The organism is Variovorax sp. J2L1-78 (assembly GCF_030317205.1).
Lineage (GTDB): Bacteria > Pseudomonadota > Gammaproteobacteria > Burkholderiales > Burkholderiaceae_C > Variovorax > Variovorax arabinosiphilus.
Genome location: NZ_JASZYB010000001.1, coordinates 341,470 through 360,780 on the forward strand (window position 1 = coordinate 341,470; position 19,311 = coordinate 360,780).

Consider the following 19,311-nt stretch of genomic DNA (forward strand, 5'->3'; position numbering starts at 1 on the left):
TCCATCCAACCGAAAGAAACACCATGTCCATTCAAGCCATCAATGTCCGCAACCAGTTCAAGGGCAAGGTCAAGGAGATCATCCGAGGCGACGTCGTCTCCGAAGTCGATGTCGAGACGCCCTGGGGCATCGTCACCTCGGTCATCACCACGCGCTCGGTCGACGAGCTGCAGCTCAAGCCCGGCTCCGACGTGGTCGCGCTGGTGAAGTCGACGGAAGTGTCGATCGCGAAGCTCTGATAAGCAGGCGCGGGCCGCAACGGCCCGCGTGCAGGCTCAACGCTCGCTAGCCATCGCATCCAATGGGCTGCGCACTGCGCCATCGACGCGCAGTTGAATGCCTGCGGCATTGCGCATGTCGGGTGCTTCGAGGCAGACAGGCTGCGATCGATGGCGACCCAGCCGAGACATGCCCCGACTTCGACGCCATCCGTCTCTGCAGATGGCCGGATGCAGTGAAAGCGAACGAAGGCGCGGATCATTGGACGTCGGCCAGCTCGGTGCGGCGGCCGGAGTGCATGAGCCGAGTGTGCTTACGTATCTGGCCGAGTGACGCCTAATTTTTACTTCAAGTGGACTGCCTTCCATCCGCAGCTCAAGTCAAACGTCAGGCCTCACGCTTACCATCATGGGTCACCCTTTCCCGGCGAACATGAAATCCCTTGTCGCTTTTGCGTTTGTATTGCTCTTGTCGTCGTGTGCAACAAATCGACTGCACTTCGCGCCCTACACAGACCCAGCAACGCTAGGTCGAATACGAACTGCGCCGGCTCCAGTCAATTTGCTTGCAGTCACTCCGCCAGAGTCATGCAGTTCGTGCAACGAGGCCAGCAGCGCCGTTTGGCATGCTGCCAACCTCGACGTTAAGTTCTATGAGGGCTTTTTTCCCATACCCGTGGCGGACTGGAAGGAATTGCTTGCGGCTTCACTCGACCGCGATTCAGAGGTATCGAGTAGCCCGGTTGCCAGCATCGAGGTGAAGCGGGTCTTCCTGAAGACTTGGCAAGAGCCGCGGTATTCAGCCTGTTTCGTCGAACTAGTCGTTACTGATGGCGCCGGGAGCAGACGCGGAGTCGCTTCGATAAAGCTACCAGGCACCGGCCAAATTCTTGTTTCACGCGATAGGGTCCGCTTGGAACCTGAATACGAAGCGCTCGTACGGCTGACCATAAGGGCGGCCTACCTGGATGCCAACGCACGCAAGTGACGCGCACATTTGTACCTATCCCTTCCTTCAAGTGGACAGACCTCCGGCCCTCCGCTCAGGTCAAACGCTTGGCGCCAGGCAACGTCGTTGAATACGTGCCGCGGTATCGCGCAGGATTTCAAAGGCTCAAATCTTGAGAACAAGAAGCCATGAAGAGGGTTGAACAAGTTCGCCCGAGGCCCGCGGGCGCGCAGTGAGGACGGTGTAGGTCAGCAGCCGTCGAAGCGCAGAGCCGCCGCCGCCACAAGCCGCACGCGCGGCCCGAAGCTCTCGATGTTGCTCAACGTGATGTTGTGGTGCGCGATCACCTGCGGTGCCGACAGCGCCGCATTGCCCGCCGAGGTGTGCGCGTCTTCCACCAGCGTCACCGGGTAGCCCAGCGCGAGGGCGCGACGCGTCGTGGTGTCGACGCAGAACTCCGTGTGCATCCCGCAGACCACGAGCGCGTCGATGCCGTGCTGCTGCAGCAGGTCCTGCAGCGCCGTGCGATGGAAGGAATCGGCCGCGGTCTTGCGCACGCGCAGGTCGGTCGGCAGCGCTTCAAGGCCCTGCGCCAGCTGCCAGCCGGCGCTGCCGTGCACGAGGGCGCCGTCGTTCGACTCGTGCTGGATGAAGATCACCGGCCGGCCCGCGGCGCGGGCCTTGGTGCTCACCTGGTTGATGCGGGCGATGGTTTCGGCCGACGCGAAGGCGGCATCGTCGCCCTCGCACAGGCCTTGCTGGACATCGATGACGAGGACGGCGGTGTTCATGCGGTCGAGTATGGCAAATGCGGGCCGCAGCGTCGAAGTCAGGTTCGCCAAAGCGTGAAGGGGACACAATGCGACCCCTTCGCGCGCCTGCTCGACACCTCCCCAACCGCCTCCTTCCATGCTCGACAGACGCTATTTCCCGCGACAGGTGGTCGCATCGGGCGGCAATCGCTGGGACTGGGCACTGCTGCCGCTGGTGCTGGCCCTGCTCTTCGCCCTGGCCTATGGCGGCTCGCAGATGGCGCGGCCCTATCAATTGGGCCAGTCGATGCCCATCAGCCTCGACCCGCTGGTGCTGCCGTACTACCTGCTGCGCACCACGCTGCGCATGTTCCTCGCGCTGGCCGCATCGCTGGTGTTCGCCTGCGCCTTCGCGGCGGTCGCGGCCAAGTACCGCGCGGCCGAGCGGGTGATGGTGCCGATGCTCGACATCCTGCAGTCGATCCCAATCCTGGGCTTCCTGTCGATCACGGTCACGGGCTTCATCGCGCTGTTCCCCGGCAATCTGCTCGGCGTGGAATGCGCCGCCATCTTCGCCATCTTCACCTCGCAGGCCTGGAACATGGCCTTCAGCCTCTACCAGTCGCTGCGCACGGTGCCGTCCGAGTTGCGCGAAGCGGCGGAGGTGTTCCAGCTGTCGGGCTGGCAGCGCTTCTGGCGGCTGGAGCTGCCCTTCGCGATGCCGGGCCTGCTGTGGAACATGATGATGTCGATGTCCGGCGGCTGGTTCTTCGTGGTCGCCTCGGAGGCGATCTCGGTGTCGGACCAGAGCATCAAGCTGCCGGGCGTGGGCTCGTACATCGCGATGGCGATCGAGGTGCGCGACCTCGGCGCCATCGGCTGGGCCATCGGCGGCATGCTGGTGGGCATCGTGCTGTACGACCAGCTCTTCTTCCGTCCGCTGATCGCCTGGGCCGACAAGTTCCGTTTCGAGGAGGGCAGCGGCGACGAGGCTCCCCGTTCGTGGCTGCTGACCTGGCTGCGTCGCACCGATCGGCTGCAGCGTGTCGGCCTCGTCTTCACGCGCCTCATCGATTGGTCGGTGGTGCTGCTGCGCCGTGACCATGACGGCACGTCGATCAAGGCACGGCCCCGGCCGCCCAACGCCACCATCGAGCGCGTGTGGGACGCCACGCTGGCCGCGGCCGTGCTGCTGGCCATCGTCTGGCTCGGGCGCTTCATCCACACCGAAGTCGGCTGGTCGGAGGTCGCACATGTCTTCGTGCTGGGCTTCTACACCATGGTGCGCGTGCTGGTGCTGATCGCGCTGGCTGCGCTGGTGTGGGTGCCGGTGGGCGTGTGGATCGGCATGAACCCACGCTGGGCCGGGCGCCTGCAGGGCGTGGCGCAGTTTCTCGCCGCCTTCCCGGCGAACCTGATGTTCCCGGTGGCGGTGCTCTTCATCGTGCGCTGGCAGCTCGACCCCAACGTGTGGCTCTCGCCGCTGATGGTGCTGGGCACACAGTGGTACCTGCTGTTCAACGTGATCGCCGGCGCGTCCAGCGTGCCGACCGAACTGCGCTACGCCGCCGGCAACCTGGGCCTGGGCGGCTGGCTGAAGTGGAAGCGCTACCTGCTGCCGGCGGTGTTCCCGAGCTTCGTGACCGGCGCCATCACGGCCAGCGGTGGCTCGTGGAACGCCAGCATCGTGGCCGAGTACGTCACCTGGGGCGACACCACGCTGCAGGCCGCGGGCCTGGGCAGCTACATCGCCCACATGACCGCCATCGGCGACTTCCCGCGCATCGCGCTGGGCATCGGCGTGATGTGCGTGTTCGTCATGGGCATGAACCATTTCGTCTGGCGCAAGCTCTACGCGCTGGCCGAAGACCGCATGCATTTCTGAAAGCGCCGCCATGACCGAAGCCATCATCGAACTCCAGGGCGTGGGCAAATCCTTCCGCTCGGCAGACGGCGCGGCGCGGTCCGTGCTCGAAGGCGTCGATTTCCACCTCGCGGAAGGCGAGATCGTCGCGTTGCTGGGCCAGTCCGGGTCGGGCAAGTCGACGCTGCTGCGCATCATGGCCGGGTTGATCGGCGTGGATGTGGGCGATGTGCGCTATCGCGGCCAGCCGCTGTATGGCCCCGCACGGGGCATCGCAATGGTGTTCCAGTCCTTCGCGCTGTTTCCGTGGTTGACGGTGCAGCAGAACGTCGAGCTCGGGCTGGAGGCGCGCGGCATCGAGCGCGTGGAGCGTGCCCGGCGTGCCGGTGCGGCCATCGAACTGATCGGCCTCGCCGGTTTCGAAGGCGCCTTGCCGCGCGAGCTCTCGGGCGGCATGCGGCAGCGCGTGGGCATCGCGCGCGCCCTGGTGGTCGAGCCCGAGGTGCTGCTGATGGACGAGGCCTTCTCGGCCCTCGACGTGCTCACCGGCGAGCGGCTGCGCGACGACATCCTGCAGTTGTGGGACGGCGGCGCCATGCCGACGAAGGCCATGCTGGTCGTGTCGCACAACATCGAGGAAGCGGTGCTGATGGCCGACCGTGTGCTGATCTTCGCCAGCAATCCGGGGCATGTGCACGCCGAGCTGCCGATCGCGCTGCCGCGTCCGCGCGACGTGGACAGCCTGGAAGTGCGTGCCCTGATCGACGAGGTCTACCGGCTGATGACGTCCGGCGCGCCCAGTGCCGGACGGGTGCGTGACGAGACGGCGCACATGCACCTGAGCGACCGGCTGCCCGACGCCGACGTCGACCGCATGGAGGCGTTGCTGGAGATGCTGGTGGACGACGCGCGAAACGGACGTGCAGACCTGCCGCAGCTGGCAGCGGAGGCGGAGCTGCCCGACCATGCGTTGTTGCCGCTGGCCCAGGCGCTGGCCCTGCTGGGCTTTGCCAAGCTGGCCGATGCCGACCTGCACCTGACCGAGCTCGGCCGCTGCTATGTCGAGGGCGCCCACACGCTGCGCCAGCAGCTCTTCGGCCAGCAACTGCTCGCACGCGTGCCGCTGGCGGCGCATATCCGCCACAGCCTGGAGCAGGCGCCCTCAGGCGAATTGCCGCAGGAGCCCTTTCTGCAGTTGCTGCGCGAGAGCCTCGATGCGCCGGTGGCCGAACGGGTGCTGCGCACCGCCATCGAATGGGGCCGCTACGGCGAAGCCTTCGAGTACGACTTGCGCACCGGCCTCATTCAATTGCCCGAGGGCGACAGCGCCGCGGAGGCACCGGCGCCGCGCTGAAGGTCGATGGCGTTTGCGCGGCTTCACTGCGCCGGGCAACTGGCCCCGCTGCTGGCGATCAGTCCGCGCAACTGCTGCGTCGTGGCGGTGTCTTCCGGCCCGAAGGTGTTGCGGGTGAAGGTGCAGCCGTAGCTCGGCTGCGCGACCGTCGTCGGCGTCACCACGTCGTCGCCGGACGGCTTCACGCCGTCGCGCTCCCACTTGATCATCGCGTCGAAGGCCTCCACCTGTTCGGCGACGGTGAAGTCGCAGTGCGTGGCGCCGCGGATCGCCCGCTGCACCAGCCACTGGCTGTTGCCCTTGGCGGCCACGCGCTTCTGGTAGATCTGTTCCATGCTGAAGGGCACATACAGGTCGCCCAGCGTGTGCAGCGTGACGACCGGGATGTGGATGTTGCCGCTCGTCACTGGGATCCAGCGCAGCCCGTCGCGCCGCAGGCGGTTGGCCTCCGGGTCGGCCGTGAGCTTCTGCGTGGTGGCATTGAGCGTCGTGGTCGCGGCGGCGTCGTTGTCGATGGTGTACGTGAAGCGGTTGGTGTCGATCACCGGCTTGTTCAGGATGCCGTTGACCGTGCCGTCGCCGCCGAACACGCCCCACACCGCCGAGAACGAGCCGCCGTAGGCCAGGCCCAGCTCGAACAGGGGTCGTTCGCCGCCGGTCAGGTTCTTGAGCACCGACTTGTAGCGGTTGCCCAGCGCGGTGGTGGTCACGGGCGCGGTCGGGAACTGGGTGAACAGCGCGGCCGTCACCTGCGCCTGGATGTCGGCCCACTGGGTGAACGGATAGGTGGGCACGCCCGCAATCGACTGTGCCGTCACCTGGGCGCCGGCGAAGTAGTCGAACAGCTCCGTGTCGCCGAGCACCCCGCACATCGGCACGGCGCCGTTGTAGCGGACCTTGTTGTTCGCGGTGGTGTAGGCCTCGTCCTCGATGGCGGCGGCGGTGATATGGCCGCCCATCGACACGCCGGTGATGTAGATGCGGCTGGGCGGCGTCAGCGGCCGGCCGTTGTCGACCGCGATCCGGGCAAAGGCCAGCGCCAGGGCGTTGGTGTCCTCGACGCCGGCGCGCACGTCGTAGTAGTTCTTGGTGTAGCTCGACGCCGCCCAGGCGTAGCCGTTGGCAATCAGGTAGCGGCGGATCTGCGGGTTGTTGACGATGAGCGTGTTGCCGGTACCGGCATAGCCGTGCGCGTACATCACCAGCTTGCCGTTCCAGTTCTGCGGCACCTCGATGCGATAGGCCGCGCCGTTGAGCACGCCGGCCCAGCGGCTGGTCGAGGAGGGGGCGACGGTGTCGCCTGCCGCCGGTGCCAGCGCGGCAAAGGTGGTGGCGTTCGGCTCGGCGGGCACGTAGGACTTGCGGCTGTCCTGTACGCGCGTTTCCTCGGGCGCGGGCGGCGGGCTGGATCCGCCATCCCCGCCGCCGCCGCAGGCGGCGAGGGCAGCGGTGGCCACGAGGGCGAGCAGGACGGGGCGGGTGCGCATGGGTTCCATGGTGTCTCCGGATCGGTAGGTCGGGGGGGGGCGTGAACGGGGCTTCGGCACGACCGTGCTTTTGTGCATGCAGGCTAGGGCGCGAGGAAGCCTGACGCGCCAAGGGCTTACCCCAGGCCCGTATCGCCTGCGCGACAAGCTGGCGCTACAGTGACGGCATGTCTGGCTTTCGTGCCTTCACCGTCCTGTTCGTTGCGTCGACAGCGCTTTTCGCCGCCGGGGCCGGCGCGCAGGTGGTCCGTTGCGTCGATGCGGCGGGCAAGGTGCGCTACACCGACAGCGGCTGCGCGCAGGGCGATCGCCAGTCGGAGGTGGTGCTGGGCCCCGAGGCGACCCAGCCGTCGGCCGGGCCAGCGCAGGATCGTCGCCAGGAACAGCTCGACAGCGTGGCGCGCGCCCGGCAGTTGCAGCGCGAATCGGTCGAGACGGTGCAGCGCCAGTCGGCGCCGACCGGCGGCAGCGGCCTGGTGGTGATCGATCCACGCGCCGAGCAGCGTGCCCAGGCCGAACGCGACCAGGCCGAGCGCCGGCAGCGCGAGGCCCAGCTGGCCTCCGACGACGCCTGGCGCCAGGGCAACGTCGGACAGGACTATGGCGGCGGGTACTACCCCCGTCCCGTGCCACCACCGCGCGACATGCGCCCGCGCCTGCGCCAGTGCGACGCCTCGGGCTGCCGCGACAACATGGGCAACCACTACGACCCCAAGGGCAACGTCGACCGCTACGTGCAGCCCGACGGCCGCACCTGCCGGCCGGTCAACACCACCGTGGTCTGCCAATAGGCATACAGCGAACGGAGGCGGTGGATCGCCGGTGAGTCGGCTATCGTGTAACGATAGTTCACTTTTCGGGCGCCGCCTCGGCCCAGGCCCTCTGGGTCCCCGCAGCGGACGGTCTGGTCACAACGGGTGGTGGGATCATGAAAATCAAAGTCCTGACGGCGTATCCGAACGCGATCTGGGGCACGCATGCTGCGGAGTGGCTCTCGGCGGCGGCGGCGCTCGACGTGCACGGCGTGCACACGCTCACCGAGGACCCCGAGGCGGCCGACGCCATCCTCTTCATGGAGGGGCACCAGGGGGCGGACATGTTCATGGAAGAGGTGCTGTGGCATCCGTTGCGCCGCCGCTACCCCGACAAGACATTCATCTATCACGACTGGGACTACGCCTTCCCGTTGATGCAGGGTATCTATCCGTCGCTCCGCGCCGTGCACCACAAGCCGGGGGTGTCTGCGGGCGGTGTGTATCTCGCACGCATCGAAGAAAACCATCCCGTGAGCCGCGCGCGGGATTTGAACCTGCCCCAGGACCTGCTCTATTCCTTTGTCGGTGCGAACAACTGCGAGGTGCGCGATCGGATCCTGAAGACGAATATTCCCGAGACGTATGTGGCCGACACGACCCAGCGGCATGCCTGGCTTCTGAGCCCGGAGGAGCGCGCGACATATGAAGGCGAATACGCGAGCGTCTGTGTGCGCAGCCGCTTCATGCTGTCGCCGCGCGGCATCGGGCCGAGCACCTATCGCCTGTTCGAGGCGATGGAGATGGGCCGCTGCCCGGTCATCCTGTCCGACGACTGGGTTCCGCCGCCCTTCATCCCCTGGGAAAAGTTCAGCCTCCGGGTCAAGGAGAGCCAGGTGGGCGACCTCCCGCGCATCCTGGCGGACGCGCCGCATGTGGCGCTCGGGCGTGCCGCACGCGAGGCCTGGGAACAGCATATCGACCGTCCGCATGCCTTTCACCATCTCGCGGAAACCCTGCGGCTGATCCTCGCGCAGAAGGTCGCGCTGCAGGGCACGCTGCGGCCTTACCTCGACCTGCTCGCTTCGGACATGCGCAACCTGTACCTGCGAGCCCGGGCCAAGCGGGTGAAGCGGGCGCTGAAGTCCTTGCTGGCGTCGCGCCCCGCGTCCGCCGTGCCCGAGGCGGGTGGGCAGGGCGCAAAGCCTTAGCGGCCGTCGGCGGCGGTTTTTGCGCTACAACCGCAGGCTGTTCCTCCATCGCGTGCCGCGGGCACGCAGCCGGTCATGCATTCCTTCGACGTCGACGACATCGTCCGCGCCCTGCGCGATGCGCGCAACGAATGGCGCGATTCGCAGAAGCGTTCCCGCGAGCCCGTCGGGCGCGAATTTCCGTCCCGCGAGGGGCTCGCCGAGATCGTCGAGGCGCTCAAGGGCGCGTTGTTCCCGATGCGCCTGGGGCCGCCGGACCTGCGCCACGAGAGCGAAGACTTCTATGTCGGCCACACGCTCGACGCCGCGCTGCTCGGCCTGCTGACGCAGGCCAAGCTGGAACTGCGCTACGTCGGGCGCCAGCAGGCGATCGACGAGGCGGCGATCGACGCGCGCGCCACCGACGCCGTACGGGCCTTCGGCGCCTCGCTGCCGCAGATCCGCCGGCTGCTCGACAGCGACGTGCTCGCTGCCTACCAGGGCGACCCGGCCGCACGCAGCGTCGACGAGGTGCTGCTGTGCTACCCCGGCGTGCTCGCGATGATCCATCACCGCCTGGCGCACCGGCTGTACCGGCTCGACCTGCCGCTGCTGGCGCGCATCGTGGCCGAGCTGGCGCACGGCCAGACTGGCATCGACATCCACCCGGGCGCGACCATCGGCGCCGGTTTCTTCATGGACCACGGCACCGGCGTGGTGATCGGCGAAACCGCGGTGATCGGCGAACGCGTGCGGCTGTACCAGGCCGTGACCCTGGGCGCCAAGCGTTTCCCGCTCGGTGCCGACGGCCATCTGCAGAAAGGGCTGCCGCGCCACCCGATCGTCGAGGACGACGTGGTGATCTACGCCGGCGCGACCATCCTGGGCCGCGTCACGCTGGGCGCGGGCGCCACCATCGGCGGCAACGTGTGGATCACCGACGACGTGCCGCCCGGCGCCAGCGTGACCCAGGCCAGCCTGCAGAACAGGCCGTGCCCCTGACGCGGGGGTGGCAGATTTCATCTGTCACACACACGCGTCCGGCCGTATCGCCAGCGACATCGAGGCGGACCATACTGCGTGTCGTTGCCGCTTCTGCGGGCCCACCCCACACAGGACATCGCCATGAACGCCACCGTGAACCCCCTGCTCGTGCCAGACCCGGCCACCGACCACATCCTCGGACCCGCCGATGCGCGCGTCACGCTTATCGAGTACGGGGACTTCGAATGCCCGTCGTGCGCCCAGGCGGCCCCGGCGGTGAAGATCATGCGGGACCATTTCGGCCGCCAGGTGCGCTTCGTCTTTCGGCACTTCCCGCTGCGCGAGGTGCACCCGCACGCCGAACTCGCGGCGGAAGCCGCAGAAGCGGCCGGTGCGCAGGGCAAGTTCTGGCCCTTCCACGACCTGCTCTTCGCGCACCAGCACCGCCTGGGCGAGGCGCATCTGCGCGACCATGCGCAGCAGGTCGGCCTGGACATGGCGCGCTACGAGAACGAGATGCGCGACCACGTCTACCTGCAGCGCGTGCAGGAGCAGATGCAGGTGGCCGACCAGCTGCGCGTGCGCGCCACGCCGAGCTTCTATCTCAATGGCGCGTTCGTCGACGTGTCCTTCGGCCTGGCGCACCTGCAGCAGGCCATCGAGCAGGCACTGGCCAAGGGCTGATACCGATTTGCCTTCAAAGCGATAACTGCGTTGCTTCGCCTTGCCGTGCTACAGCACTGTCTGCTGCTTCGCGCCTTGTTCTCACTTTGCATGCAAATCGGTATGCGCCCGCACCCGTGCTCGTTCAGGTCGTGGCTTCGCGCGCACGCTGCGCTTCGTAGGCCTTGAGATGCACGTAGGCCGTGCGCAGCACGGACGGCACGGCCGGCGCAGGCGTCGGCGCGCGGGCCAACAGGTCGCCGATGATGTGGTCCGCCTCCACCTTGCCGCCCAGCCGCAGGTCCCGGTACATCGAAGCGGTCATCGGTGAGCCGGCCGCAGTCAGCGCACCCTGCATGCGCTGTCGTGCGGCATCGCGCAGCGGGTGGCCGTTGTGCGCCGCGATGGCGGCGCAGTCGTCCACGATGGCCAGCGCGATGTCCTGGCCGCCAGCGCTCACGATGTCGCCGACGGTTGCGCGCATCAGGCTGGTGAGGCCCGCGGTGGCGGCGATGAAGGCCCACTTCTCCCACATCTCCTGCAGGATGTCGCGGGTGGCTACCGCGTTGAAGTTGGCACCCTCGAACTGAGCCGCGATCGCCTCGACGCGGGGCGACATCGTGCCGTCACGCTCGCCGAAGGTCAGGCCGTGCAGATCGTTCAGATGCCGCACCGCGCCTTCTGCATCGAGCGTGGCCGAGATCATGCAGAGGCCGCCGAGGACCTTGTCGCTGCCGAAGCGTTCGACCAGCCGGTCGATGTGGCCCAGGCCGTTGAGCAGCGGGAGGATCGCCGTGTTCGGGCCGACTGCTGCCGCGAAGGACGCCATCGTGTCCTCGAGGTCGTAGGCCTTGCAGCCGACCAGTACCACGTCGAAGGGTTCGCCGAGCTGCTCGGACAGCCGGTGCGGCGGCGCCCCGATGTGCAGGTCGCCTGCGGGGCTGTGCACCACCAGGCCGGTGCGTGCGATCTGCGCCGCGCGCCGGGCGCGCAGCAGGAAGGTGACGTCGCGACCGGCCTCGAGCAGCCGGCCACCGAAATAACCGCCGAGCGCACCGGCGCCCACGATGAGAAAACGCATGACCCATGACTCCTGAAGATGGAAACACGATGATGCATCGATCCCTGCCTGCAGGGGGATGCACGGCCATTCGAAGCTCCTCATAATGGTTCGATCCCCCCGTTCGAATCCAAAGGAGCTTTTCATGAGTCAGTTCAAGATCGCCGTCGTCATCGGCAGCCTGCGCAAGGATTCCTTCAACCGCAAGCTCGCGCTCGCGCTGGCCCACCTGGCGCCGTCGGAGTTCACCTTCGAACACGTCGAGATCGGCGACCTGCCGCTCTACAACCAGGACGACGACGGCAACCAGGCGCCGGCTGTCAAGCGGCTCAAGTCGGAGATCGCCGCGGCGCAGGGCCTGCTCTTCATCACGCCGGAATACAACCGCTCGTTCCCGGGCGTGCTCAAGAACGCCATCGACCATGCGTCGCGGCCCTACGGCCAGAGCGTCTGGGGCGGCAAGCCGGCCGGGGTGATCGGCGTGTCGGTCGGTGCCATCGGCACGGCACTGGCGCAGCAGCATCTGCGCAATGTGCTGGCCTACCTGGACGTGCCGACGCTCGGCCAGCCCGAGGCCTTCATCCAGAACAAGGAAGGCCTGTTCGACGACAAGGGCCATGTGTCGGAAGCCAGCCGGCAGTTCCTGCAGAGCTGGGTGGACAAGTACGTGGCCTGGGTGAAGACGCACAACGCGGCCTGACCGTCGTTTGGCGTCAGGAGCCGGCTGACACGCGCAGGGGCCCGATCACGACACTCCGGGCCGCCTGGCGACGCGACACTGCGTGTCGTCCTTCTACCGGAGCTGCCCGATGACACAGGCCACCCCCGACACATCGCCCACGGCCCACCAAGGCGAGGCCGAGCCCGCGCTGCACCGCGTGATGGGGCCCTGGTTGCTGCTGCTCTTCATCGTCGGCGACATCCTCGGAACCGGCATCTACGCCCTGACCGGGCAGGTGGCCAAGCAGGTCGGTGGCGTCGTGTGGTTGCCCTTCCTCGTGGCGTTCGCGGTCGCGCTGGTCACGGCCTTCAGCTATCTGGAACTGGTGACCAAGTACCCGCGTGCGGCCGGCGCGGCGCTGTACACGCACAAGGCCTTCGGCATCCACTTCATCACCTTCATCGTGGCCTTCGCGGTGATGTGCTCGGGCATCACCTCGGCGTCGACGGCGTCGCGCGCCTTTGCGGCGAACTTCTCGGGGGCGTTCGGCTTGGACCTGGGCGCGGGTGGCTGGGGGATCACCGGTGTCGCCCTGCTGTTCATGGCGGTGGTCGCCATCGTCAACTTCCGTGGCGTCGGCGAGAGCGTCAAGGCCAACGTGGTCCTGACCTGTGTGGAGTTGACCGGCCTCCTGATCATCATTTGCATCGGCGCCTGGGCGATCGGTTCGGGGCAGGGCGACGTCTCGCGCATCACGCAGTTCAAGGCGTCGCCCGAGGGCGGCGGTGCCTTCTGGTCGGTGATCGCCGCGACCACGCTGGCCTTCTTCGCCATGGTCGGCTTCGAGGACTCGGTCAACATGGCCGAGGAGTGCAAGGACCCGTCGCGCATCTTTCCGAAGGTGCTGCTGGCGGGCCTGGCCATCACGGGCGTCATCTATGTGCTGGTGTCGATCTCGGCCATCACGCTGGTGTCGCCGGAGGACCTGGGCGAGGGCGAGACGCCGTTGCTGAAGGTGGTGCAGGCGGGCGCGCCGAACTTCCCGGTGTGGATCTTCGGCTTCATCACGATGTTCGCGGTGGCCAACAGCGCGCTCATCAACATGCTGATGGCGAGCCGCCTGGTCTACGGCATGAGCCGCGAGAAAGTGCTGCCCGACGCACTGGGCAAGGTGCATGCGAAGCGGCGCACGCCCTACGTCGCGATCGGCTTCACCACCTTGCTGGCCTTCGGCCTGATCGGCTTCGTCGGTGGCGTGCCCGCGCTGGGCGGCACGACGGCGCTGCTGTTGCTGTGCGTGTTCACGATCGTGAACGTCGCGGTGCTGGTGCTGCGGCGTGAGAAGGTCGCGCACAAGCACTTCCGCACGCCCACCCTCCTGCCGGTGGTGGGCGCGCTGTCATGCGCGTTCCTGGTGGGACCCTGGACGGGCCGCGCGATGGTGCAGTACCAGATCGCGGCGGTGCTGCTGGCCATCGGCGTCGTGCTGTGGGGGGTGACCGTGCTGGTCAACCGCCACAGCCGGCGGCCAGGCGCTCAGGCCGCGAGCGTAGCGACGCCCTGATTCGCGGCTTCGGCGCTGGCGGTGCGAATCTCGGCGCGGGCCGATTCGATCGCCGCTGCCTTGGCTGCTTCGCCCATGGCCAGGCCTTCGGCACGCACGATGCGCACGTCGGTGATGCCGAAGAAGCCGAACACCACCTTGAGGTAGCTTTCCTGGTGCTCCATGGCCCGGCCGCCTTCGCTGGTCGAGTACAGGCCACCGCGCGTCGACGCGACGATGACCGTCTTGCCGCCGGCCAGGCCCACGGGGCCTTTCTCGGTGTACTTGAAGGTGCGGCCCACCTGCGCCAGGCGGTCGATCCAGGCCTTGAGCTGGCTGGGCACCGAGAAGTTGTAGAGCGGGGCGCCGACCACGATGACATCGGAGGCGAGGAACTGGCTGACCAGCTTCTCGGAGACGGCGTTCTCGCGCTTCTGCGCTTCGGTCGGCTCGGCCACGGCGACCTTGATGCCCAGGGCATTGGCGTCGAAGTGGTTGGGCGTGTCCACCGCCAGGTCGAGGTGCTCGACGGTGGTGTCGGGGTGGACGCGACGCCATTCGGCCACGATTTCGGCGGTCAGTTGGCGGGAGACGGAGTTGGTGCCCAGCACGCTGGAATCGACTTGCAGCAGTTTCATGATCGTTCGCTCACTTTCGGTTGGAAGCATCGGCGGGGATGGCCGGCATGGAGACAATTCTATTTTTGGGGTGAGTGGGCGATAAGTAGCCATATTCGCGTCAGATCGTTCTTGATTTGGGACAATCCGGACATGCAAGACCTCAATGACATGGTGTTCTTCGCCGAAGTGGCGGAGCGGGGCGGCTTCACCGCCGCCAGCAAGGCGCTGGGTATTCCCAAGTCGCGCCTGTCGCGACGAGTCGCCGATCTGGAAGCGGTGCTCGGCGTGCAGCTGCTGCAGCGCAGCACGCGTCGGCTGTCGCTCACGTCGGCCGGTGAGGTGTACCTGCGGCACTGCGTGGAGATGCGCGATGCGGCGCAGGCGGCGGCGGAGGCTGTCTCCCAGGTGCAGACCGAGCCCCGCGGCACGGTGCGCATCAGCTGTCCGGTCACGCTCGCGCAGGCCAGCGTCGGGCCGCTGCTGCCGGTGTTCATGCGCCGCTACCCTCTGGTGCGAGTCGAGATGCGGGTGATGAACCGGCCGGTCGATCCGGTGGAAGACGGCGTCGACCTGGCGCTGCGCGTGCGCGCGGTGATCGAAGACAGCGCGACGCTCTCGGCGCGTCGCTTCGGCATCAGCCGGGGCTTGCTGGTGATCAGCGCCGAGCGCATGGCGCACCAGGGACAGCTCAAGGGGCCGGAGGACCTGATGCGCATCGATACCGTGGCGATGGCGGCCGGCGACGGGCGAGCGGTCATGCCGCTCAATGGACCGGACGGCAAGCTGCACCAGGTGCCGCACCAGCCCCGCTACGTGGCCGACGACCTGCTGGCGCTCAAATCCGCCATCGTGCAGGGCGTCGGCGCCGGCATGCTGCCCGACTACATGTGCCGCCGCGAGATTCGGAGTGGCGAACTGGTCGAACTGCTGCCGGGCTGGACGCCGCCGGCCGGCATCGTGCACGCCATGTTCGCGCCGCGCCGCGCCCAGGTGCCGGCGGTGCGGCACCTCATCGACTTCCTGTCGGCGCATCTCGACGGTGACGAGCCCCATGCGGCGGCCCCCTGCGAAGAACCGTGTCCGGCCGAACCCCTTATTCCCGAATCGCGATAAACAAACAAGCAGATATTCGTTTGTTATCCGAGCGAGGGTTCGCACAATCGGCGCTCCAACCCCAGGAGCAACGACCATGGCCACCCTTCGACTCGGCGACACCGCCCCCGATTTCCAGCAGGATTCCAGCGACGGCCCCATCAGCTTCCATGCCTGGGCCGGCGATTCGTGGGTGGTGCTGTTCTCGCACCCGGCCGATTTCACGCCCGTCTGCACCACCGAACTGGGCAAGACGGCGGCGCTGGCCACCGAGTTCGCCAAGCGCGGCGTGAAGCCGATCGCGGTGAGCGTCGACCCGGTGGGCAAGCACAAGGAATGGATCGCCGACATCAACGAGACGCAGAACACCACGGTCAACTTCCCGATCCTGGCCGACGCCGACCGCACCGTGGCGAACCTGTACGACATGATCCACCCGAACGCGTCGACCACGGCCACCGTGCGCAGCGTGTTCATCATCGACCCGAAGCACGTCATCCGCACCACGTTGACGTACCCGGCCAGCACCGGCCGCAACTTCGACGAGATCCTGCGCGTCATCGATTCGCTGCAGCTCACCGACAGCCACAAGGTCGCGACGCCGGCCAACTGGAAGGACGGCGACGACGTCGTCATCATCCCGAGCATCCAGGATCCGGCCGAACTGGCGGAGCGCTTCCCCAAAGGCTTCAAGGCTGTGCGACCGTACCTGCGCGTCACGCCGCAACCGAACAAGTGACCTTTCGCGTCGTCATCGTTCCGGGTTGGCGCGATTCGGGCCCAGGCCACTGGCAGAGCCTGTGGGCCGAGGGCCTGGACGGTGCCGTGCGCGTCGAGCAGGACGACTGGGTGTCGCCGCGGCGCGCCTCCTGGGTGAAGGCAATCGGCGACCTGATCCTGGCGCAGGACGCACCGGTGGTCGTGGCCGCGCACAGCCTGGGTTGCATCGCGACGACGCACCTGCCGCCCGAGGTGACCGAACGCATAGCCGGTGCCTTGCTGGTAGCGCCGGCCGACCCCGAGCGCCGCGCCGCCCTCAACGATTTCGCGCCCGTGCCCTATGCCGCGCTGCCGTACCGCAGCGTGGTGGTGGCGAGCAGCAACGACCCCTTCTGCCCCGTGCGCCTGGCCGGCGCCTATGCCCGCGCCTGGGGCAGCGAATTCGTCCGCATGCAGAATGCGGGCCACATCAATGTCGACTCCGGACACGGCGACTGGCCCCTGGGCCTGGCGCTGCTGCAGTCGCTGACCGAAACGCCGAGCCAGCTGCTGGCCGGCCACAACGCTTCCGACAACCTGGCCACCCTATGACTTCTAGAATCAAGACGATCCTCGCCGCCGTGGTCTTCGCCGCGGCCGCTTCCGGCGCCATCGCCCAGACCACGACGTTGCTCAACGCCTCGTACGACGTGGCCCGTGAGTTCTACAAGGACATCAACCCGGCGTTCATCGCCAGCTACAAGAAGGCGACCGGCAAGGACGTGAAGATCGACCAGGCCCACGGCGGCTCCAGCGCCCAGGCGCGCGCGGTGGCCGACGGCCTCGACGCCGACGTGGTGACGATGAACACCACCACCGACGTCGACTTCCTCGCCGGCATCGGCGTGGTCGCCAAGGACTGGCAGAAGCGCTTCCCCGACAACGCATCGCCGACCACGTCGACCATGCTGTTCCTGGTGCGCAACGGCAACCCCAAGGGCATCAAGGACTGGGAAGACCTGACCAAGCCGGGCGTGCAGGTGATCGTCGTCAACCCCAAGACCGGCGGCAACGGCCGCTACGCCTACCTGGCTGCCTGGGGCTACGTGAAGAAGAAGGGCGGCACCGACGCCCAAGCCGCCGAGTTCGTCGGCAAGCTGTTCAAGAACGTGCCGGTGCTGGGCAAGGGCGGCCGCGACGCGACCACCATCTTCCTGCAACGCAACATCGGCGACGTGCTGATCACTTTCGAATCCGAAGTGCTGTCGATCGACCGCGAATTCGGCGCCGGCAAGGTCGATGCCGTGTACCCGTCGATCAGCGTGCTGGCCGAGAACCCGGTCGCCATCGTCGAGCGCACCGTCGCCAAGAAGGGCACCGCCGACGTGGCCAAGGCCTACCTCGACTTCCTGTACTCGGAAGAGGGCCAGGAGATCGCCGCCAAGCATGCGCTGCGCCCGCGTTCGCCGGCCGTGCTGAAGAAGTACGCCGCCACCTTCAAGCCGGTGCAACTGTTCACCGTGGCCGAACTCTTCGGCAGCCTGGGCGAAGCGCAGAAGGTGCACTTCAACGACGGCGGCCAGTTCGACAAGCTCTACACGCCCGGCACCAAGTGAACGCCCTGGTTCGGCTCCGGAGCGCCGCGCGATGAGCGGCGCCCCCTCGTCGGCGCTGTCGTCCGCGGCAGCGCCGGTTTCGCGTGCGCGTGGCACCCGGCGCGTGCTGCCGGGTTTCAATCTGACGCTCGGCTACACGGTCTTCTACCTCTGCCTGATCGTGCTGATTCCGCTGTCGGCACTGGTCTTCAAGACCTTCACGCTGACCTGGGACCAGTTCTGGGTGGCCGTCACCGCGCCGCGGGTGATGGCGTCGTACCGGCTGACCTTCGGTGCGTCGTTCATCGCGGCGCTGGTCAACCTCGTGTTTGGCCTGCTGGTGGCCTGGGTGCTGGTGCGCTACAAGTTCCCGGGCAAGAAGATCGTCGATGCGCTGGTCGACCTGCCGTTTGCGCTGCCCACGGCCGTGGCCGGCATCTCGCTGACCGCGCTGCTGGCCGGCAACGGCTGGATCGGCCAGTACCTCGAGCCGCACGGCATCAAGCTGGCGTTCACGCCGGCGGGCATCGTGATCGCGCTGATCTTCATCGGCCTGCCTTTCGTGGTGCGCACGGTGCAGCCGGTGCTGGAAGACACCGAGAAGGAACTGGAAGAAGCCGCGACCTCGCTCGGTGCGACCCGGCTGCAGACCTTCACCCGCGTGATCCTGCCTTCCATCCTGCCGGCGCTGCTCACGGGCTTCGCCATGGCCTTCGCGCGCGCGGTGGGCGAGTACGGCTCGGTCATCTTCATCGCCGGCAACATGCCGATGATCTCGGAAATCACGCCGCTCATCATCATCGGCAAGCTGGAACAGTACGACTACGCCGGCGCCACCGCGGTGGCGCTGGTGATGCTGGTGATCTCGTTCCTGCTGCTATTGGTGATTAACGCATTGCAAGGCTGGCAGCGCCGGCGATCGGCGACCTGACATGAGTGCTCCGAAAAAAGTGATTCGCCGCGCACGCGCCGGTACCACCGAAGCGCCCTGGGTCCGCTGGACCCTGATCGGGCTCGCGCTGCTCTTCATGTTCCTGTTCCTCGTGCTGCCGCTGGCTGCGGTGGCGACCGAGGCGCTGCGCAAGGGCTTCGGCGCGTACGTCGAGGCGCTGAAGGAACCCGACGCCTGGAGCGCGATCCGCCTCACGCTGATCACCGCGGCCATCGCCGTGCCGCTGAACCTCGTCTTCGGTGTGGCCGCGGCCTGGGCCATCGCCAAGTACGAGTTCCGCGGCAAGGCCGTGCTCACCACGCTGGTCGACCTGCCGTTCGCGGTGTCGCCCGTGGTGGCCGGCCTGATCTACGTGCTGGTCTTCGGTGCACAGGGCTGGCTCGGCCCCTGGCTCGCGGCACACGATGTGAAGATCATCTTCGCCGTGCCCGGCATCGTGCTGGCCACCGTCTTCGTGACCTTCCCCTTCATCGCGCGCGAACTGATTCCGCTGATGCAGGCACAGGGTACCGACGAGGAGCAGGCGGCCATCGTGCTCGGCGCCACCGGCTGGCAGACCTTCTGGCGCGTGACGCTGCCCAACATCAAGTGGGGCCTGCTGTACGGCGTGATCCTGTGCAATGCGCGCGCCATGGGCGAGTTCGGTGCGGTGTCCGTGGTGTCGGGCCACATCCGCGGTCAGACCAACACCATGCCGCTGCACGTCGAGGTGCTCTACAACGAGTACCAGTCGGTCGCGGCCTTCGCCGTCGCGTCACTGCTGGCCATCCTGGCGCTGGTCACGCTGGTCATCAAGTCGGTGATCGAGTGGCGCCACGAGCGCGAGATGAAGGCCATTGCCGAGCTGCCCCCCGAGCGCCCGCAGGCCGCCTAAAA

At 67.3% G+C, this 19,311-nt stretch carries 19 protein-coding genes; 15 read left to right on the forward strand and 4 right to left on the reverse strand.

The annotated features are described in order from the left end of the window. The first annotated feature begins 23 nt into the window (after positions 1-23). Positions 24-239 carry a TOBE domain-containing protein gene (locus QTH86_RS01675; RefSeq protein ID WP_183026473.1) on the forward strand — a complete coding sequence of 72 codons (216 nt, stop codon included), beginning with the start codon at positions 24-26 and terminating at the stop codon, positions 237-239. 1,176 nt (positions 240-1,415) lie between these two features. Here the strand turns inward: QTH86_RS01675 and QTH86_RS01680 are convergent. Continuing rightward, positions 1,416-1,958, reverse strand: a complete 543-nt coding sequence (locus tag QTH86_RS01680; protein ID WP_286646397.1) for a cysteine hydrolase family protein — start codon at positions 1,956-1,958, stop codon at positions 1,416-1,418. A gap of 118 nt (positions 1,959-2,076) precedes the next feature. On the opposite strand from QTH86_RS01680, the gene QTH86_RS01685 reads away from it, so the two are divergent. Beyond that, entirely contained in the window at positions 2,077-3,804 is a 1,728-nt protein-coding gene (locus QTH86_RS01685) for an ABC transporter permease (protein ID WP_286646396.1), read from the forward strand. Positions 3,805-3,814: 10 nt separating this feature from the next. Beyond that, the gene (locus QTH86_RS01690; protein WP_286646395.1) at positions 3,815-5,137 is read left to right on the forward strand and encodes an ABC transporter ATP-binding protein; all 1,323 of its coding nucleotides are present in this window, start codon (positions 3,815-3,817) and stop codon (positions 5,135-5,137) included. Positions 5,138-5,160: 23 nt separating this feature from the next. Here the strand turns inward: QTH86_RS01690 and QTH86_RS01695 are convergent, their stop codons facing one another. Then, the gene (locus QTH86_RS01695) at positions 5,161-6,633 is read right to left on the reverse strand and encodes an alpha/beta hydrolase family protein (protein ID WP_286646394.1); all 1,473 of its coding nucleotides are present in this window, start codon (positions 6,631-6,633) and stop codon (positions 5,161-5,163) included. A 158-nt stretch (positions 6,634-6,791) separates the two neighbouring features. On the opposite strand from QTH86_RS01695, the gene QTH86_RS01700 reads away from it, so the two are divergent. From QTH86_RS01700 to QTH86_RS01715, 4 genes are all read left to right on the forward strand, one after another. Beyond that, positions 6,792-7,415, forward strand: coding sequence for a DUF4124 domain-containing protein (locus tag QTH86_RS01700; protein ID WP_286646393.1), 624 nt, complete (start codon positions 6,792-6,794; stop codon positions 7,413-7,415). A 137-nt stretch (positions 7,416-7,552) separates the two neighbouring features. Further along, a complete protein-coding gene (locus QTH86_RS01705; protein ID WP_286646392.1) occupies positions 7,553-8,587 on the forward strand; it encodes an exostosin domain-containing protein in 1,035 nt (344 codons plus the stop codon). A 75-nt stretch (positions 8,588-8,662) separates the two neighbouring features. Then, positions 8,663-9,568 carry a serine O-acetyltransferase EpsC gene (gene epsC / locus QTH86_RS01710; protein ID WP_286649369.1) on the forward strand — a complete coding sequence of 302 codons (906 nt, stop codon included), beginning with the start codon at positions 8,663-8,665 and terminating at the stop codon, positions 9,566-9,568. Between the two features lie 123 nt (positions 9,569-9,691). Beyond that, positions 9,692-10,234 carry a DsbA family protein gene (locus QTH86_RS01715; RefSeq protein ID WP_286646391.1) on the forward strand — a complete coding sequence of 181 codons (543 nt, stop codon included), beginning with the start codon at positions 9,692-9,694 and terminating at the stop codon, positions 10,232-10,234. 124 nt (positions 10,235-10,358) lie between these two features. On the opposite strand, the gene panE is transcribed toward QTH86_RS01715, so the two are convergent. Continuing rightward, positions 10,359-11,294 carry a 2-dehydropantoate 2-reductase gene (gene panE, locus QTH86_RS01720; protein WP_286646390.1) on the reverse strand — a complete coding sequence of 312 codons (936 nt, stop codon included), beginning with the start codon at positions 11,292-11,294 and terminating at the stop codon, positions 10,359-10,361. A gap of 124 nt (positions 11,295-11,418) precedes the next feature. On the opposite strand from panE, the gene QTH86_RS01725 reads away from it, so the two are divergent. After that, positions 11,419-11,973 carry an NADPH-dependent FMN reductase gene (locus QTH86_RS01725; protein WP_286646389.1) on the forward strand — a complete coding sequence of 185 codons (555 nt, stop codon included), beginning with the start codon at positions 11,419-11,421 and terminating at the stop codon, positions 11,971-11,973. A gap of 109 nt (positions 11,974-12,082) precedes the next feature. Then, on the forward strand, positions 12,083-13,498 hold the full coding sequence (locus QTH86_RS01730) for an APC family permease (RefSeq protein ID WP_286646388.1): 1,416 nt from the start codon (positions 12,083-12,085) through the stop codon (positions 13,496-13,498). Here QTH86_RS01730 and QTH86_RS01735 read toward each other — a convergent pair. After that, positions 13,471-14,115: an FMN-dependent NADH-azoreductase gene (locus tag QTH86_RS01735; protein ID WP_286646387.1), complete on the reverse strand. Its 645-nt coding sequence runs from the start codon at positions 14,113-14,115 to the stop codon at positions 13,471-13,473. The two genes, QTH86_RS01730 and QTH86_RS01735, sit on opposite strands and share 28 nt — an antisense overlap. Positions 14,116-14,247: 132 nt before the next feature. On the opposite strand from QTH86_RS01735, the gene QTH86_RS01740 reads away from it, so the two are divergent. From QTH86_RS01740 to cysW, 6 genes are all read left to right on the forward strand, one after another. After that, positions 14,248-15,210 (forward strand): LysR family transcriptional regulator, encoded by a 963-nt coding sequence (locus tag QTH86_RS01740; protein ID WP_286646386.1) that lies wholly within the window; start codon positions 14,248-14,250, stop codon positions 15,208-15,210. 76 nt (positions 15,211-15,286) lie between these two features. After that, positions 15,287-15,928: a peroxiredoxin gene (locus QTH86_RS01745; RefSeq protein ID WP_286646385.1), complete on the forward strand. Its 642-nt coding sequence runs from the start codon at positions 15,287-15,289 to the stop codon at positions 15,926-15,928. After that, positions 15,925-16,500 carry an RBBP9/YdeN family alpha/beta hydrolase gene (locus QTH86_RS01750; RefSeq protein WP_286646384.1) on the forward strand — a complete coding sequence of 192 codons (576 nt, stop codon included), beginning with the start codon at positions 15,925-15,927 and terminating at the stop codon, positions 16,498-16,500. The genes QTH86_RS01745 and QTH86_RS01750 overlap by 4 nt, the downstream gene beginning before the upstream one ends. Beyond that, entirely contained in the window at positions 16,497-17,504 is a 1,008-nt protein-coding gene (locus QTH86_RS01755; protein WP_286646383.1) for a sulfate ABC transporter substrate-binding protein, read from the forward strand. The genes QTH86_RS01750 and QTH86_RS01755 overlap by 4 nt, the downstream gene beginning before the upstream one ends. Before the next feature lie 31 nt (positions 17,505-17,535). Next, positions 17,536-18,414, forward strand: coding sequence for a sulfate ABC transporter permease subunit CysT (cysT, locus tag QTH86_RS01760; RefSeq protein WP_286646382.1), 879 nt, complete (start codon positions 17,536-17,538; stop codon positions 18,412-18,414). A 1-nt stretch (position 18,415) separates the two neighbouring features. Continuing rightward, positions 18,416-19,309, forward strand: a complete 894-nt coding sequence (cysW, locus tag QTH86_RS01765; protein ID WP_286646381.1) for a sulfate ABC transporter permease subunit CysW — start codon at positions 18,416-18,418, stop codon at positions 19,307-19,309. Positions 19,310-19,311 lie beyond the last annotated feature (2 nt).

Coding starts and splice junctions, on each gene's coding strand:
- QTH86_RS01745 (WP_286646385.1), top strand. CDS start 15,287: ATGGCCACCCTTCGACTCGGCGACACCGCCCCCGATTTCCAGCAGGAT.
- QTH86_RS01675 (WP_183026473.1), top strand. CDS start 24: ATGTCCATTCAAGCCATCAATGTCCGCAACCAGTTCAAGGGCAAGGTC.
- QTH86_RS01735 (WP_286646387.1), bottom strand. CDS start 14,115: ATGAAACTGCTGCAAGTCGATTCCAGCGTGCTGGGCACCAACTCCGTC.
- QTH86_RS01725 (WP_286646389.1), top strand. CDS start 11,419: ATGAGTCAGTTCAAGATCGCCGTCGTCATCGGCAGCCTGCGCAAGGAT.
- QTH86_RS01695 (WP_286646394.1), bottom strand. CDS start 6,633: ATGGAACCCATGCGCACCCGCCCCGTCCTGCTCGCCCTCGTGGCCACC.
- QTH86_RS01715 (WP_286646391.1), top strand. CDS start 9,692: ATGAACGCCACCGTGAACCCCCTGCTCGTGCCAGACCCGGCCACCGAC.
- QTH86_RS01690 (WP_286646395.1), top strand. CDS start 3,815: ATGACCGAAGCCATCATCGAACTCCAGGGCGTGGGCAAATCCTTCCGC.
- QTH86_RS01705 (WP_286646392.1), top strand. CDS start 7,553: ATGAAAATCAAAGTCCTGACGGCGTATCCGAACGCGATCTGGGGCACG.
- QTH86_RS01680 (WP_286646397.1), bottom strand. CDS start 1,958: ATGAACACCGCCGTCCTCGTCATCGATGTCCAGCAAGGCCTGTGCGAG.
- epsC (WP_286649369.1), top strand. CDS start 8,663: ATGCATTCCTTCGACGTCGACGACATCGTCCGCGCCCTGCGCGATGCG.
- QTH86_RS01740 (WP_286646386.1), top strand. CDS start 14,248: ATGCAAGACCTCAATGACATGGTGTTCTTCGCCGAAGTGGCGGAGCGG.
- panE (WP_286646390.1), bottom strand. CDS start 11,294: ATGCGTTTTCTCATCGTGGGCGCCGGTGCGCTCGGCGGTTATTTCGGT.
- QTH86_RS01755 (WP_286646383.1), top strand. CDS start 16,497: ATGACTTCTAGAATCAAGACGATCCTCGCCGCCGTGGTCTTCGCCGCG.
- cysW (WP_286646381.1), top strand. CDS start 18,416: ATGAGTGCTCCGAAAAAAGTGATTCGCCGCGCACGCGCCGGTACCACC.
- QTH86_RS01700 (WP_286646393.1), top strand. CDS start 6,792: ATGTCTGGCTTTCGTGCCTTCACCGTCCTGTTCGTTGCGTCGACAGCG.
- QTH86_RS01685 (WP_286646396.1), top strand. CDS start 2,077: ATGCTCGACAGACGCTATTTCCCGCGACAGGTGGTCGCATCGGGCGGC.
- QTH86_RS01730 (WP_286646388.1), top strand. CDS start 12,083: ATGACACAGGCCACCCCCGACACATCGCCCACGGCCCACCAAGGCGAG.
- cysT (WP_286646382.1), top strand. CDS start 17,536: ATGAGCGGCGCCCCCTCGTCGGCGCTGTCGTCCGCGGCAGCGCCGGTT.